This window comes from Mesorhizobium sp. M0923 (assembly GCF_040319365.1).
Taxonomy (GTDB): domain Bacteria; phylum Pseudomonadota; class Alphaproteobacteria; order Rhizobiales; family Rhizobiaceae; genus Mesorhizobium.
On sequence record NZ_JAMYNW010000002.1, the window covers coordinates 413170 to 428107 of the forward strand.

Below are 14938 nucleotides of genomic sequence, written 5' to 3' on the forward strand. Positions count from 1 at the left end.
TTCATCTCATGAAAGTGGCTCTGGGCGAGTTGCCGAGCCCACAGCCGAGATCATGGGACTTTGATGGTTTGCACCTCAAGACCGGCGATCGATCCGCGGATGACTGCTCCGGCAGCAATCCATCGGCAGTCATGACGCAGCCGGTTCCGCGCCACATCCACCAATTTGGGCACCACCCCGCTTTGCGCCGGCATCCGCTTCGGCAGCATTGTGGCGCCGACGGCCTTGCGCAACGACCAGCTTTTCCAACACAATCAAAAAAAGACGCAAGAAGGGAACGAACGATAACGTCCACCAGAGCTTGACAGGAGAACAAGCATGTCACTTCGGAGCATGATTTCGAAACTATCAATGGGAGCCTTGGCGCTTGCCGCAGCAAGCGCGCTGACACTACCGGCACAAGCAGCGGCGCCGGAATCCAACGACCCGATCAAGATCGCGCTGTTCGACTGGACCAGCGTCAATCTGAACGCCAAGATCCTCGGCGGCATCCTCGAAAAGCTCGGCTATACCGTCGAATATCCGACCGCCGACTATCTCTCCAGCCTGACCACCGGCCTGACCAATGGCGACATCGATGTCGGCATGGAGTTCTGGGACACGACGGCCGGCGAAGCGATGAAGGCCTCGGATGCGACCGGCCAGACCGAACGTCTCGGCAAGCTCGGGCCCAAGGCCAAGGAGGAATGGTGGTTTCCCGAATATATGAAAGAGAAATGCCCGGGCCTGCCGAACTGGGAGGCATTGAAGGACCCGAAATGCGCCGAGGCCTTTTCGACGGCGGAAACAACACCGAAGGGGCGCTATCTCGGCGGCCCTGTGACATGGGAAGGTTTTGACGACGAGCGCGTCGAGGCGCTGAAACTGCCCTTCACCGTCATCCATGCCGGCACCGATGCAGCGATGTTCGCCGAACTGGACTCGGCCTATCAGCGCAAGGCGCCGATAATGCTGTGGATCTATTCGCCGCATTGGGCACCGGCCAAATACAAGGGCGAATGGATCGAATTCCCCGACTATACTGTAGAGTGCTACACCGACCCGAAATGGGGCGTGAACCCCGATGCGAAATACGACTGTGGCAAGCCGCATGGCGAGATCTGGAAATATTCCTGGGCCGGCATGAAGGACAAATGGCCGGTGGCCTACAAGGTCGCGAAAAACTACACGGTCGACACCGACGAGCTCAACAAGATGAGCGGTGAGATCGATCTCGAAGGCAAGACGCCGGAAGACGTCGCCGCCGCGTGGATCGCCGCCCACGAAGCGGACTGGAAGGCCTGGGCCGAGTGACCGTCTGACTGGAAATCCGACGGCCCGGCCATTCGTGGCCGGGTCTCGATCCCTATTCCAGAAGGACGATTGCATGACCGATACGATTGAACGCGCGGCGAAAGCGGGCAACGATGCCCGCCCGATAAAGCTTGCCTGCCGCAATGTCTGGAAGCTGTTCGGGGCGGACGCGGCCAATTTCATCCGCCGGCGCGACGGCAAGGCCAGCCTGGCGGACATCGCCGCTGCCGGACTGGTTGGCGCGGTGCGCGCCGTCGATCTCGAAATCCGGCAAGGCGAGATCTTCATCATCATGGGACTTTCGGGATCAGGCAAGTCGACGCTGGTGCGCTGCATGTCGCGGCTGATCGAGCCGACCCACGGCAAGGTCGAGTTTGAAGGCAAGGACCTGCTCAAGATTTCCGATGCCGCGCTGATCGAGCTGCGACGCCACCGCATGGGCATGGTGTTCCAGAATTTTGCCCTGCTGCCGCATCTCAACGTACTGGAGAACATCGCCTTTCCTTTGGGCATCCAGGGGCAGGACCGGCCGACGCGCGAAAAGCGGGCTCGCGAGGTCATCGAGTTGGTCGGCCTGCGCGGCCGCGAGCATTTCTATCCACGCGAGCTTTCCGGCGGCCAGCAGCAGCGTGTCGGCATCGCCCGCAGCCTCGCCACCAAGCCGGAAATCTGGTTCCTCGACGAGCCATTCTCGGCGCTCGATCCGCTGATCCGCCGTGAGATGCAGGACGAGCTGATGCGGCTGCAGACCATGCTGCACAAGACCATCGTCTTCATCACCCATGATTTCGACGAGGCCATCCGGCTGGCCGACCGGATCGCCATCATGAAGGACGGCGAGGTCATCCAGATCGGCACGCCGGAAGAGCTGGTGGTCAACCCGGCGACGGATTATGTCGCCGAATTCACCCGCGACGTCGACCGCGCCAAGGTGATCTCGGCCAAGAGCCTGATGCGCGCCTGCGACGGCGCTGAACATGGCGGCACGGTCGCGCCGGATGCCAAGATCGCCAGTTTCTCGGCAGATATCGTCTCTGCCGGCAAGCCCTTCGCGGTGGTCAACGGCACCGGCAAGCCGATCGGCGAGGTAACGCCGCAGGCGGTGATCGATCTTCTCGCTGGCATCGAACGTCCCGGAGCCGGCGCATGACGGTCACGGCAAGCGCGAGCGCAGTGAGGCCGCGGCAGGGTCAGACCTGGCTGGTGATCTGGGCCTGCGCGCTCGCCGCCGTGCTTGTTGTCTTCCTGCTGCAGGAAAGCCTGCCCTGGACGGTCAATTACCCAGCCAATGCCGTCATTCCCGTCGCCGACTGGGTCAGCGCGCTGATGAACTGGCTGAAGTCGAACTTCTCCTGGCTGACGCGCTCGCTCACCGCCGTGCTCGGCGTGCCGCTCGATTTCGCGCTCAATCTTCTCGCCAAGAATTTCAAGATCGGCCATGGCGCGGATATGATCGTCTTGCCGCGCCTGTCCTGGGTCGGCGTCTGCGCTGCCGCCTACCTTGCCGGCCGCGCTGCCGGCGGCTGGAAGCTGGGCGCGCTGGTCGGCGGGTGTTTTCTCTACATCGCGCTGTTCGGGCAGTGGACCAGCGCCATGCTGACGCTGGGCCTGATCTCGATCGCTGTGCCGTTTTGCATTGTCACCGGGCTGTTCGCCGGCATCTGGGCATGGCGCAAGCCTTGGGCAGAAAGGCTATTGATCTCCCCTGCCCTCGATCTGATGCAGACGATCCCAACCTTCGCCTATCTCATCCCGATGCTGCTTTTGTTCGGCAACAGCCCAGTCTCGGCAACGATCGCGACGGCAATCTTCGCGACACCGCCAATGGTGCGGGCGACGATGCTGGGCCTGTCGCGGGTGCCGTCGGAGATCGACGATTTCAGCGAGATGGCCGGCTGCACGGCACGGCAGAAGCTGTGGCGGGTGCTGTTGCCGTCGGCGCGGCCGACGCTGATGGTCGGCGTCAACCAGGTTATCATGCTGGCGCTCAATATGGTGATCATCGCCTCGATGATCGGCGCCGGCGGCCTCGGCTATGATGTGCTTTTGGCGCTGCGCGCGCTCAAGGTCGGCGAGGCGATGGAGGCAGGCCTCGCCATCGTCGCACTGGCAATTGCGCTCGACCGGCTGAGCCAGGCGATCGCGCACAATCAAGCCAAGGGCCATGTCTATCAGGACGTGAGCCCGAGCTTCTGGCGTCGTTATCCCAATCTGACGCTGGCCGTTGCCATCCTTGCCGTCAGCACACTGTTCGGCCTGTTCGTGCCGGCCTTCGCCGCGGTGCCGAAGGCGATCACCTTCACCACCGCACCTTTGTGGAAGGCGGCGGTGAACTGGATCACGATCAACTTCTTCGACACGATCGAGGCGTTCCGCGTGGCGCTGATCCTCAATGTGCTGAACCCGGTGCGCGCCTTCTGCGAGGGCTTTCCGTGGCTGGGCGCGGTTTGTCTCCTCGGCCTTGCCGGATACCAGCTCGGCGGCTTGCGCCTCGCCGCCCTGGTCGCGGCATTGACAGCGTTCTGTGCCGTCACCGGCCTTTGGGAAAAGACCATGGCGACGGTCTACCTGTGCGGCATCTCGGCCTTTATCGCTTGCCTGATCGGCATCCCTATCGGGCTGATGGCATCGCGCAGCGACCGCTTCGAAAAGATCGTGACGCCGGTCATCGACACGCTGCAGGTGCTGCCGTCGTTCTGCTTCATCATTCCGGTGGTGATGCTGTTCAGAGTCGGCGACGTCACCGCGATGATCGCCACCGTCGCCTTCGCCGTGGTGCCGGCCATCCGCTACACCAATCACGGGATCCGGCAGGTGCCGCCGGCGCTGATCGAGGCGGCGAAGGTTTCCGGCTGCACCAAGCGCCAGACCTTCTTTCGCGTGCAGCTGCCGCTGGCGTTGCCGGAGATCATGCTCGGCGTCAACCAGACTATCCTGATGGCGCTGGCAATGATCATCATCTGCGCCATGGTCGGCACCCGCGATCTCGGCCAGGAAGTGTTCATCGCCCTGTCCAAGGCCGATTCTGGCCGCGGCATCGTCGCCGGCCTGGCCATCGCCTTCATCGGCATCGTCGCCGACCGGCTGTTCAATGCATGGACGGCCAAGGCGAGAGCGAGGCTGGGATAGCCGGGAATAGGACGGCCACAGGAAGCTGCCGCTAATGGCGCCCCGGTGACGAGTTACCGATCCCTACGCCTAACGACATAGCCCTTCGGGATTATTGCTCGCTCTTGGCTCACATCGTACGGCTGTGATGGGACGGGTAGGCTCAACAGGAGAGCGGATAATGTCTAAACGCGTTCCCTTTACTACCGGTGATCTAGCAGATCATCAGTGGGGTATCGATGACGCCCTCACAGGCGATCCAAACACGAATATCTTGACCGGCGACGCCGGCGGCAGCCTGCTCGATTTCTCGAGAGGCGGCAACGATACCTTTACGGAAACCGCACCGTCGACCTACACCTTCTACGGTGACGCGGCTCGGAGCTTGTTCAATTTTGCTCGGGGCGGTGACGACACCTTCACCACGGGGCTTTCGTCCACCACGACGACTGCCTATGGTGACGCGGGCGACGATATGTCGGACCACAGCAAGGGCGGCAACGATACCTTCAACAGTGGATTGGCAAGGCAGGTAGTCGATACCTTCTATGGTGACGCCGGCGGCAACATGCTCGGCCATGCTCATGGGGGTGACGACACTTTCCTGACCCAAACCAAACAAGGAGCCGACCACACCTTCTACGGTGATGCAGGCGGCGAGATGTCCGATCGCAGCAAGGGCGGCAACGACACCTTCGAGGGCTCGAAAGAAGCCAATAACATTTTCTACGGAGACGCCGGCAGCAACATGTCCGGCAATGCGCGGGGCGGCGACGATAGCTTCACGGGCAAGAGCGATTCATTCAACACTTTCTACGGCGATGCCGGCGGCGACATGTCGGACGACAGTAGGGGTGGCAACGATACCTTTACGGGCCGCTCCTTTTCCACCAACACTTTCTTCGGCGACGCCGGCGGCAACATGTCTGGCCGTGCTCTGGGCGGCGACGACTATTACACAGACACGTTTGGGGATCTCGGGAGCAAAACTCTCTATGGCGATGCGGGCGGCGATCTTTCCGGTTTTGCCACGGGCGGCAACGACACCTTCACGAGCGTGGGTGGGTCCCGGGTAACGTTCTACGGTGACGCGGGCGGCAGTATGTTCGACCATGCGCTTGGGGGCGATGACGTGGCCGTGCTGCAAGGCACCGCCCATAATGTGGGGTATGGCGACGCCGTGACGATGCTCGGCAACGCTGTGGGCGGCAATGACACCCTGACCGGCGGGGACAAGAGCGCCTTTCCTGACGTTCTAAACGAGTTGTCCGGCGACGCGCGCGCTATGTCCGGCTCCGCCCAGGGCGGCAATGACATTCTTACCGGGGGCCAGAACAGCGAAAGCGGCCAAGTTCGCAACTTCCTGTGCGGCGACGCTCTGCAAATGTCCGGTTCGGCTCAGGGCGGCAACGATGTCCTGTACGCAGGGAGCGCGGCACCTGGCTGCACGGTCATCAATGACATGTGGGGGGATGGACAACTGAGCGAGTTGGCTCAGGGCGGCGCAGACCAATTCCATATTCAAGGACGATGGTTCAATGACGGTCGGAACCCAAAACACCATCTACGACTTCAGCCAGACCCAAGGCGACACTATCGTGTTTAGTGGCGTGGAGGGCGTGCAATCGTTCGATGATCTCACAATTGCGCAAAGTGGAACCGACACCATTATTACCGCGGGAGTCGATCAAGTTACTCTCGCAAACTTTGCGAGCCCGCTGACAACGAGTGACTTTTTGTTCGTCTGAAAGTGAAGCTCTTATCGCATTCGAAGAGGGGGAATGGGTGAGAATTCGTTGAGCATCGTCGCGCGGCCGGTCGCCCCAATTCTGCTCGACCGGCCGATCGGCGATCCCAGCCGCAAGTATGGATCAAGCGGCCAGGAATCTCTCGGTCAATCGAGCCCAGAGCGCTGCGCCGACGGTCAAATTGCCGTCGTTGAAATCATATTTCGAGCTGTGAAGGATGGCTGAATCCTCGCCGTTGCCGAGGCGGAGGAAGCAACCGGGTTTGTGCTCGAGGAAATAGGAAAAGTCTTCGCTGCCGGGGATCAACGGGCAGACGGCCACCTTGTCGTGACCAACGAGTTCGACAGCGACGTCTGTCGCAAAGGACGTCTCGCTCTCGGAATTGACCACCACCGGGTAGCCGCGCTCGTAGTCGATCTCGACGGTTGCGCCATGCGCCTGCGCCACAAGTGCTGCGATACTGCGAATACGCTGCTCGAGCCTATCGCGAATCTCGACCGAGAAGGAGCGGACGCTGAGCGTGATCTCGGCCTGTTCGGGGATGACGTTGGAGGCCGTGCCGCCGTGAATGGTGCCGACGGTGACGACAGCCGTCTCGATCGGGTTGACGTTGCGCGACACCACCGTCTGGAGGGTCATGATGATGTTGGCGGCAGCGACGATCGGGTCGACCGTCAGGTGCGGACGCGAGGCGTGGCCGCCACGCCCGGCGATCTTGATGGTGACGGTATCGCTCGCTGCCATCAGCGGCCCCGCGCGCACCAGGAAGGAACCCGCCGGCGCGCCCGGATGGTTGTGCAGCCCGAAAATCGCATCGCAGGGAAAGCGCTCGAACAGGCCGTCGGCGATCATCGCCTGCGCCCCGCTTCCTTTGCCGGCTTCCTCGGCCGGCTGGAAGATGAGGTTCACCGTGCCGTTGAAATGGCGCGTGCGCGCCAGGTATTCGGCCGCGCCGAGCAGCATCGTGGTGTGGCCGTCATGGCCGCAGGCGTGCATCTTGCCGCTGGCTTGGCTGGCATAAGGGAGATTGGTCGCTTCGGTGATCGGCAAGGCGTCCATGTCGGCGCGGATGGCAATGCTGCGGCCGCTGCCTTGGCGCAAGCGGCCGACGACCCCGAGCCCGCCGACATTGCGTGTCACCTCATAGCCCCAGCTTTCGAGCCGTTCGGCAACGTATGCAGCCGTTTCGTGCTCCTGGAAGGAAAGCTCGGGATGCGCGTGCAGGTGCTGGCGAGCCGCAGCAAGCTCGGCGGCCTTGTCGGCGAAGTCGGAAACATCGGCGAACTGGTTGGAGGTCTTTGGCATGAGGGGTCCTTTGCCGAGCACGTAATGGCGCCGGCTTTTCTGTTAGATGAAACGGCTTAAAAAGGCCCGCGTGCGCGGGTGCCTGGGTTTGGCGAGAACCTCGTCCGGAGGCCCGGCCTCGATCACATTGCCGTCGTCCATGAACACCACCCGATCCGCCGCTTCGCGGGCGAAGCCGATCTCATGCGTGACCACGATCATGGTCAAGCCCTGCCTGGCAAGATCGCGCATGGTGGCGAGCACCTCGCCGACCAACTCCGGATCGAGCGCCGACGTCGGCTCGTCGAAGAGCATCAATTTCGGGCGGATGGCGAGCGCACGGGCGATGGCGACGCGCTGCTGCTGGCCGCCTGAAAGCTGGCGCGGATAGGCGTCGATCTTGTCGGCGAGACCGACACGGGTCAGCAGTTCGCGGGCGTAGCCGATCGCTTCCTTGCGGTTCTCCCGGTGAACGCCGACCGGAGCCTCGATGACGTTCTGAAGGGTCGTCATGTGTGGATAGAGATTGAACTGCTGGAACACCATGCCGATCTTGCGCCGCTGCGCCGCGATCGCCCGATCGGAGAGCTTGTCGAGACGGCCGTTGTGCAGCCGGTAGCCGATCTGCTCGCCGTCCACCTCGATCGCCCCTTGGTCGATCGCCTCGAGATGATTGATGCATCGCAGGAAGGTCGACTTTCCGGAGCCGGACGGTCCGAGAACGACCACCACCTCGCCAGGCGCGACGTCCAGGTCGATGCCCTTCAGCACCTCGAGCGGGCCGAAGGCCTTGTGAACGTTGCGCGCCCGGACCAAGGGCGTGTCATGCGCGCTCATTGGCGGCCTCCAGGGTGGCGGTCGCCGTCTTCTCGCGGGCGCCGCGGTCGCCGCGGCTGTAATGGCGTTCGATCGCACCCTGCGCGACGTTGAGAACCGAGGTGATCAACAGGTACCAGAGCACCGCAACCATCAGCAGCGGAATGATTTCGAAGGTGCGGTTGTAGATCGACTGCACGGAGTACAGCAGGTCGGCCATGGCGATGACGCTGACCAGCGACGTCGCCTTGATCATGCTGATCAGCTGATTGCCGGTCGGCGGCACGATCGAGCGCATCGCCTGCGGGATGATGATGCGCCGCAGGGCCCGCGCGCGGGTCATGCCGAAGGCTTCAGCCGTTTCGGCCTGCCCCTTGTCCACCGACAGCAGCCCACCACGAATGATCTCTGCCATATAGGCGGCCTCATTCAGCGCCAGACCGAGGATAGCGGCCGTCAAAGGCGTGATCAGGTCGTTGGTGTTCCAGCTCGCAAAACCGATGGAAATGCGCGGAAACAGCGTCGAAAGATTGTACCACAGGATGAGCTGCACCAGCAGCGGCGTTCCCCGGAAGAACCAGATGAACAGTCCGGATAGAAAAGATGCCAGCCTGTCTTTCGACATGCGGGCGATGGCGAGCAGCAGGCCGAGCACGATACCCAGGATCATCGCCACGACCGTCAGGCCGAGCGTTACGGAAAGCCCCTGCATGACCGTCGGATCGAAGAAATACTGGGCGACGACTGGCCAACCGAAATTCGGGTTGACCGCGACGATATAGGCGAAGCCGGCCGCCACGGCGACGGTGAACGCCCAGAGCGCCAGCCGGACAAGCGGAAACGGCCGGTGGGCTCGCTTGACATCGCGCAGAGCGTCGTCGGGACGTCGCGGCACCTCGGACGCGTAGGCAGCGGTCGCGTCGGTCATGGCAGCCTCTACTGTCCCTGGTTGATGCCGGGCGCGTCGATCATGTTCTTCTCGAGACCCCACTTCTTCATCACCGCGGCGTAGGTGCCGTTCTTCATCAGGATCTTGAACGCGTCGAGTAGTACACCGCCCAGCGGCGAGCCCTTCTTGACGACGGCGCCTTGATAGATGTCCTTGAAGCCATTGGCCTGGCCGACACCTGAAAGTTCCAGTTGGCCCTTCGCCTGCTCGACGAAATAGGTCAGTGGCGCCTGCGAGGAGAAGAATGCGTCGGAGCGCTTCGACCGGACGGCCAGTATCGAGCTCGGCTGGTCGGTGAAGGATTGCACCTCGACGGCCGGCTTGCCGCCCTCGGTGCATTTCTGCGCCTGCTGCTTGATGACCTTTTCGGCTGAGCCACCCGACATCACGGCGATGCGCTTGCCGCACGCCGTGTCGAGCGAGGTGATGCCTTGCGGATTGCCCTTCTCGACGGCGAAGACGACGTATTCGCGCACCCAATCGATGAAGTCGTTGGATTTCTGGCGGTCGGGATAGTCGCCGACAGGTCCCATCGCGAACTGATAACGGCCGGCATTGATGCCGCTCAGCAAGGCCGGCAAGCCGGCGACCGAGGCGTGATCGACTTCGACACCGAGCAGCTGGCCGATGGCGTCGGAAATGTCCCTGGTTGTCCCGGTCAGTTCGGTGCCGGTGACGATCTCATAGGGCGGGAACGAGCCGTTGTTGACGGCCGTGATCTTTCCCGCCGTGCGGATCTCTTCCGGCAGCCGGGCCCGCAAATCTTCGTTCACCGATTGCTTCTGGATATCCTGGGCGAAGCTGGCCTGCGCCAGAATGGTGACGAGCGAGGCGAATATGAAGCTGATTGTCCTCATGGCATTCTCCTTCGTGTTCTTCGTTGCGCGTTGTCAGGCTGCGGTGGCCCGCGACCTGGCGTCGAAAGGAAACAAGGCTTCGGCGGAAATCGGTTCCGTCAGAATGCCCTGGGCATGTAGCTCGGTGACGAAATCCTCGATCATGCGCCGGTTGGCGGGCAGGCCGCTGGCGTTCCAGGAGGCAGGCAGGTCGCGCCCCGCATGAAGCAGCTCCTCGAGGATCCAGGGCGAGGTATCGGCATATTTTCGGCGCTTGCCCGTCCAGACGCGCTGGCTTTCGTCGATCAGCCTGGCGAGTTCCTGCGGCAGCCAGGGGTGCTCCCTGGCCAGGACGGCCTTGACGGCGACCAGATGCATGCCCGGGACATAACCGACGTCGGCGAAATAGGCGCGTTCGGCCGCGCGAAAATCGCGCAGCACTTGCCGGAAGCCGGAAGCCGGGCCGAAAAAGCCGTCCGGCATGAAGGGTGTGAAAACGGCGTCGAGCTCGCCTTGCGCCAGCAGCTCCATCATCGGGCGCTCGCCTGGCGCTGCTTCGATGCGACCCGGCCTGCCGAATCCGTCGAGGCGGTCGGCGACCGGGTGCTCGGATGTCAGCCTGCCGGCAAACCAGTGGGCGTCCTCGACGCCGACACCTTCGCGGCGAAGTGCCGCCCGCGTCCATGTGTTGCCGGAATCGCGCCAGCCGGTGACGCCGATGCGTTTGCCGGCAAGGTCGGAGAGCCGTACCAGCGGACTGTCACTGACCGTGATGATGCAGCGGTGGCGAAAGCCGCGCATGATGAAACACGGTATTCCAACCACCGTATCCCGGCCCGACGCCATGGCCGACACATAACGGCTGAACGAGACCTCCGCCGCATCGTAGTTCGGATCCGTGCAGAGATCCGGGATCAGCGTGGCGACACGGTCGACCTTCACCGACAGGCGGCTCGAAGTGACGTCACCCAGGACCAAGGGAGTGAGGTAGTCCCAATCGCGGGTGGCTATGGTGATGGAGACGGGCGTGGTGGAGGCGGGCATCGGCATGAACTTCAAAGCTATGTTTGACCGGCGATTGGTAAATGTTTATTTTTGGCCGATCAAATGTTATTATGTTACTGAACATTCACACTGACAGTCGTTGATTCGATGGATTTCGATGCAGGATGGTTCGCTGAACGCCTCGGTGACCGCACGACGCGCGGCATCGCGCGCGAGACCAGCGCGCTGATCAGAAGCGGCGCGCTGCCTGTCGGCGCAAAGCTTCCGCCGGTGCGCGATCTTGCCTATGTGCTCGGCGTCAGCCCGGCGACGGTCTCGCAGGCGTGGAGCGAGCTGCGGCGCTACAAGATCATCGGCGGCCGCGGGCGCAACGGCACCTGGATCATGGGCAACCGCTTTGCCGCCCGGCCCGAGCGCCACATGAGCGGCGGCAATTACGGTGCGGACATTCTGAACCTGGCGATCGCGGAGCCCGATGTGAAGCTCTTGCCGCCGCTCGACATCGCGCTGGCGCATGGCGCGCGCGCCGAAAAGCTCAACAGCTACGACCGGGTGCGCATCCTGCCCGAGCTGGAGGCCGCGGTGCGCCCGTCATGGCCGTACGATCCCGGCGCGTTCCTGGCCACCAATGGCGGTTACAACGCCATCTACACCTTGCTGCATGCGCTGGTCCCGACGGGGGCGCCTGTGGCCATCGAGAATCCGACGGCGCTTCGCCTGCTCGACATCCTCGAAGATCTCGACGTGCCGATCATCCCGGTCGACTGCGACAGTGACGGCCCCTTGCCCGACGCGCTCGCCAACGCTCTGCGGCAGCGGCCGGTCGCGTTCCTGTTCCAGCCGCGCGTCCATTCGGTGACCGGCGCCTGCATGTCGTCGGCGCGGCTGGAAGTCATCGGCGACCTGCTCGCCGGCACCGACGTGCTGATTGTCGAAGATGACGGCGTTGGCGATATTGCCGATGCGCCGGGCATTTCGCTTGGCCGGCGTTTTCCCGATCGCGTCGTCCACATCCTGTCCTATTCCAAGACCCATGGCCCGGACCTGCGGCTCGCCGTGCTGTCCGGATCGGCGACGATCGTCGAACAGATCCAGTCCTATCGCAGCTTCAGCTCGGGATGGACCAGCCGTATCCTGCAGGCGGCCACCGCCTGGCTGCTGCAAGACCCGGCCACGGCTGTCTTGGTCGAGCAGGCGAAGGAAGTGTACCGCCGCCGTCGCGAACGGCTCGCCGGCGAACTGGCGAAACGCAATGTCGGGATCGACGCCGGACACGGTCTCAGCGTCCTCATTCCGGTTGCTTCGGAACCTTACGCAATGGTCACGCTGGCTGCCCACGGCATCGCGGTCCATGCCGGGGCCAAGTTTTCGACCGGGAAGACCAGTGCCGTGCGCGTCGCGACCAGCATCTTGAGCGAGGAGCACCTCGAGCACGTCGCAAATTCCCTGGCGCTGGCGGCCGACCCGGCGCGGGACGTTGTCTGAGGCAAGGCAATCGTCGTTCGGACTTGCCTACTCCGCCGCCACGCCCTTCACCTCGAGATAGCTCTCCATCGAATCGTCCATCGCCTGCAGCCAGGGCGTATGGTGCAGCGGCGCCATCGTGCCGGTCATCAGCGAGCGATAGGAATGGTCGCGGAAGCCCATGATGTCTTCCGCCTTGTGGTGCTCCCACTCCATGAAGGTCTGATTGACAGCCTCGACATCGAAGCCGGGATAGTCGGTCTGCTCCATCAACTCCCTGGTGTAGTCGCCCTGGAACCAGATCATCTGCTCGGCGTCTTCCAGCGTTTCCTCGCGTGCCCGCCACTTTTTGCCGTGCTCGGCCATCGCATCGGCCGAGGGCAGTTTGATGCGGCCCATGATGACGTCGCGGGCGAACCAGGCCTGCGCGTCGAACATGTTGAAGGTGTAGAACTGGTCCTGCATGCCGATATAGGACAGCTTCGGGTTTTTCTCCCAGACGACGCCCTCGTAGAGCCCGTCCGGCCACATGCGGTTGGCGGTCTTCAGCTTCAGGTCTTCGGTCAGGAACGGGAAGGAGTGGAGATAGCCGGTGCACAGGATGATGGCGTCAACGTCTTTGGTGCTGCCGTCCTTGAAATGCGCGGTCTTGCCGACGACTTTCTGCAGCAGCGGCACTTCCTTCCAGTTCTCCGGCCATCTGAAGCCCATCGGCTTCGAGCGGTAGCTCGAGGTGATCGATCTGGCGCCGTATTTGTAGCATTGCGAGCCGATGTCCTCGGCCGAATAGGAGCGGCCGATGATCAAAATGTCCTTGCCCTTGAATTCCATGGCGTCGCGGAAATCGTGGCTGTGCAGGATACGGCCGTTGAAGGTCGAGAAGCCCTCGAAATAGGGAACGTTGGGCACGGAGAAATGCCCCGAGGCGACGACGACATTGTCGAATTCTTCCGAATAGGTGACGTCGTTGGTGCGGTCATGCGCGGTGACGGTGAACTTCATCGTCGCGTCGGAAAAGGTGACCATGCGCACCGGGCTGTTGAAGCGCACCCATTGGCGCACGCCGGATTTTTCGACGCGGCCCTTGATGTAGTCCCACAGCACGGCACGCGGTGGATAGGAGCCAATCGGCCGGCCGAAATGCTCCTCGAACGTGTAGTCGGCAAATTCGAGGCATTCCTTCGGGCCGTTCGACCAGAGGTAACGGTACATCGAGCCATGCACCGGGTCGCCATGCTCGTCGAGGCCGGTGCGCCAGGTATAGTTCCACAGGCCGCCCCAGTCGGACTGCTTTTCGAAGCAGACGATCTCGGGGATGTCGGCGCCCTTGTCGGCGGCCGACTTGAAGGCCCTGAGCTGGGCCATGCCGGACGGCCCGGCTCCGATAACGGCAACACGATCTTTCATTCCGGGCCTCCCGATCTCATTTCCCTAACGAAACAAATTTCACTGACAGGACAGTAATTGCCCCTTCGATGCTGTCAACTGGCCTTGTCGCGAAACCCTCGTTTCGCCTAGCCGGATTTCCAAGCGACGCAGTGCCTCGGGCGAAATCCAGACATTGCGCAATTCGACACGGGTGGCTTGCCGTGGCAGTTGCGCTTCTGTATCGGCACCGAATATGTTCACCGGGAGTGAAATGAATCGGCAAGGTCCGGGGTGGCGAAATGGCGAAAAAAGCGACCAGTCTGAAGCATGATGTCGGCGCCGCCGCCGGCAAAGCCAAGCCGTCGGCCGGCGCAATCGATCCTCGCAAGATACGCGCGCCGCTCACCCAGAACCCGCACGCCATTCGCGACACTCGCGAAAAAGTGCTGGAGGTCGCGATCGGCCGCGAGGTGCGGGCATTCCGTAAAAAGCTCGGCATCACCGTCGCCGATCTGGCGGTCGCCACCGACATTTCGCTTGGCATGCTGTCGAAGATCGAGAACGGCATCACCTCGCCGTCGCTAACCACGTTGCAGGCGCTGTCACGGGCGCTCGGCGTTCCCGTCACCGCCTTTTTCCGCCGCTTCGAGGAGGAGCGCAGTGCCGTCTTCGTCAAGGCCGGCGAAGGGCTCGACGTCGAGCGCCGCGGCACGCGCGCCGGCCACCAGTACAATCTGCTCGGCCATATCGGTTCCAACACCAGCGGCGTCGTCGTCGAACCCTATCTGATCACGCTGACCGAGGATTCCGACGTGTTTCCGACCTTCCAGCACGAAGGGATGGAATTCCTCTACATGCTGGAAGGCGAAGTCGTTTACCGGCACGGGAGCAATCTCTACCCTATGAAGCCCGGCGACAGCCTGTTCTTCGACGCCGATGCGCCGCACGGGCCGGAAGTGCTGACCGTTCTGCCGATGCGCTATTTGTCGATCATTTGCTACCCGCAGAGCGCGGGGTGAGCGGGAGGCAAGCGCCCCCCTCACCCGGATTGCCAACCGAATTGTGAA

General features: G+C 62.6%; 13 protein-coding genes. 6 read left to right on the forward strand and 7 right to left on the reverse strand.

Going from position 1 to position 14938, the window contains the following annotated elements:
- Positions 1-50: 50 nt before the first annotated feature.
- A complete protein-coding gene (locus tag NKH89_RS05780) occupies positions 51-233 on the reverse strand; it encodes a hypothetical protein (protein WP_352908480.1) in 183 nt (60 codons plus the stop codon).
- 85 nt (positions 234-318) lie between these two features.
- Between NKH89_RS05780 and NKH89_RS05785 the strand changes: the two genes are divergently transcribed.
- The 4 genes from NKH89_RS05785 (at position 319) to NKH89_RS05800 (ending at position 6007) form a co-directional block, all read left to right on the forward strand.
- Complete coding sequence (locus NKH89_RS05785; protein WP_352639052.1) at positions 319-1293, forward strand: ABC transporter substrate-binding protein; 975 nt, start codon at positions 319-321, stop codon at positions 1291-1293.
- A gap of 73 nt (positions 1294-1366) precedes the next feature.
- Positions 1367-2443, forward strand: coding sequence for a quaternary amine ABC transporter ATP-binding protein (locus tag NKH89_RS05790; protein WP_023716786.1), 1077 nt, complete (start codon positions 1367-1369; stop codon positions 2441-2443).
- Positions 2440-4422, forward strand: a complete 1983-nt coding sequence (locus NKH89_RS05795) for an ABC transporter permease (protein ID WP_352908481.1) — start codon at positions 2440-2442, stop codon at positions 4420-4422. Before NKH89_RS05790 ends, NKH89_RS05795 begins: the two co-directional genes overlap by 4 nt.
- A 160-nt stretch (positions 4423-4582) precedes the next feature.
- Complete coding sequence (locus NKH89_RS05800) at positions 4583-6007, forward strand: hypothetical protein (protein WP_352908482.1); 1425 nt, start codon at positions 4583-4585, stop codon at positions 6005-6007.
- A gap of 265 nt (positions 6008-6272) precedes the next feature.
- On the opposite strand, the gene NKH89_RS05805 is transcribed toward NKH89_RS05800, so the two are convergent.
- The 5 genes from NKH89_RS05805 to NKH89_RS05825 are packed head-to-tail and all read right to left on the reverse strand — an operon-like array spanning position 6273 to position 11078.
- Positions 6273-7454, reverse strand: coding sequence for a M20 aminoacylase family protein (locus NKH89_RS05805; protein ID WP_352908483.1), 1182 nt, complete (start codon positions 7452-7454; stop codon positions 6273-6275).
- Positions 7455-7496: 42 nt separating this feature from the next.
- A complete protein-coding gene (locus tag NKH89_RS05810; RefSeq protein ID WP_352908484.1) occupies positions 7497-8270 on the reverse strand; it encodes an amino acid ABC transporter ATP-binding protein in 774 nt (257 codons plus the stop codon).
- Positions 8257-9177 carry an amino acid ABC transporter permease gene (locus NKH89_RS05815; RefSeq protein WP_352484109.1) on the reverse strand — a complete coding sequence of 307 codons (921 nt, stop codon included), beginning with the start codon at positions 9175-9177 and terminating at the stop codon, positions 8257-8259. The genes NKH89_RS05810 and NKH89_RS05815 overlap by 14 nt, the downstream gene beginning before the upstream one ends.
- Positions 9178-9185: 8 nt before the next feature.
- Complete coding sequence (locus NKH89_RS05820; protein WP_352908485.1) at positions 9186-10055, reverse strand: ABC transporter substrate-binding protein; 870 nt, start codon at positions 10053-10055, stop codon at positions 9186-9188.
- A gap of 33 nt (positions 10056-10088) precedes the next feature.
- On the reverse strand, positions 10089-11078 hold the full coding sequence (locus NKH89_RS05825; RefSeq protein WP_352908486.1) for a substrate-binding domain-containing protein: 990 nt from the start codon (positions 11076-11078) through the stop codon (positions 10089-10091).
- A 108-nt stretch (positions 11079-11186) separates the two neighbouring features.
- Here NKH89_RS05825 and NKH89_RS05830 point away from each other — a divergent pair, with 108 nt between their 5' ends.
- On the forward strand, positions 11187-12524 hold the full coding sequence (locus NKH89_RS05830; RefSeq protein ID WP_023716779.1) for an aminotransferase-like domain-containing protein: 1338 nt from the start codon (positions 11187-11189) through the stop codon (positions 12522-12524).
- Positions 12525-12551: 27 nt separating this feature from the next.
- On the opposite strand, the gene NKH89_RS05835 is transcribed toward NKH89_RS05830, so the two are convergent.
- Positions 12552-13910, reverse strand: coding sequence for a trimethylamine monooxygenase (locus NKH89_RS05835; protein WP_352593463.1), 1359 nt, complete (start codon positions 13908-13910; stop codon positions 12552-12554).
- A gap of 260 nt (positions 13911-14170) precedes the next feature.
- Between NKH89_RS05835 and NKH89_RS05840 the strand changes: the two genes are divergently transcribed.
- On the forward strand, positions 14171-14890 hold the full coding sequence (locus NKH89_RS05840; protein ID WP_352484114.1) for a helix-turn-helix domain-containing protein: 720 nt from the start codon (positions 14171-14173) through the stop codon (positions 14888-14890).
- Positions 14891-14938 lie beyond the last annotated feature (48 nt).

Bases quoted from the DNA above. Each gene is read 5' to 3' on its own strand.
- NKH89_RS05815 (WP_352484109.1), bottom strand. From the start codon at position 9,177: ATGACCGACGCGACCGCTGCCTACGCGTCCGAGGTGCCGCGACGTCCC.
- NKH89_RS05795 (WP_352908481.1), top strand. From the start codon at position 2,440: ATGACGGTCACGGCAAGCGCGAGCGCAGTGAGGCCGCGGCAGGGTCAG.
- NKH89_RS05840 (WP_352484114.1), top strand. From the start codon at position 14,171: ATGGCGAAAAAAGCGACCAGTCTGAAGCATGATGTCGGCGCCGCCGCC.
- NKH89_RS05810 (WP_352908484.1), bottom strand. From the start codon at position 8,270: ATGAGCGCGCATGACACGCCCTTGGTCCGGGCGCGCAACGTTCACAAG.
- NKH89_RS05785 (WP_352639052.1), top strand. From the start codon at position 319: ATGTCACTTCGGAGCATGATTTCGAAACTATCAATGGGAGCCTTGGCG.
- NKH89_RS05830 (WP_023716779.1), top strand. From the start codon at position 11,187: ATGGATTTCGATGCAGGATGGTTCGCTGAACGCCTCGGTGACCGCACG.
- NKH89_RS05820 (WP_352908485.1), bottom strand. From the start codon at position 10,055: ATGAGGACAATCAGCTTCATATTCGCCTCGCTCGTCACCATTCTGGCG.
- NKH89_RS05825 (WP_352908486.1), bottom strand. From the start codon at position 11,078: ATGCCCGCCTCCACCACGCCCGTCTCCATCACCATAGCCACCCGCGAT.
- NKH89_RS05790 (WP_023716786.1), top strand. From the start codon at position 1,367: ATGACCGATACGATTGAACGCGCGGCGAAAGCGGGCAACGATGCCCGC.
- NKH89_RS05835 (WP_352593463.1), bottom strand. From the start codon at position 13,910: ATGAAAGATCGTGTTGCCGTTATCGGAGCCGGGCCGTCCGGCATGGCC.
- NKH89_RS05805 (WP_352908483.1), bottom strand. From the start codon at position 7,454: ATGCCAAAGACCTCCAACCAGTTCGCCGATGTTTCCGACTTCGCCGAC.
- NKH89_RS05800 (WP_352908482.1), top strand. From the start codon at position 4,583: ATGTCTAAACGCGTTCCCTTTACTACCGGTGATCTAGCAGATCATCAG.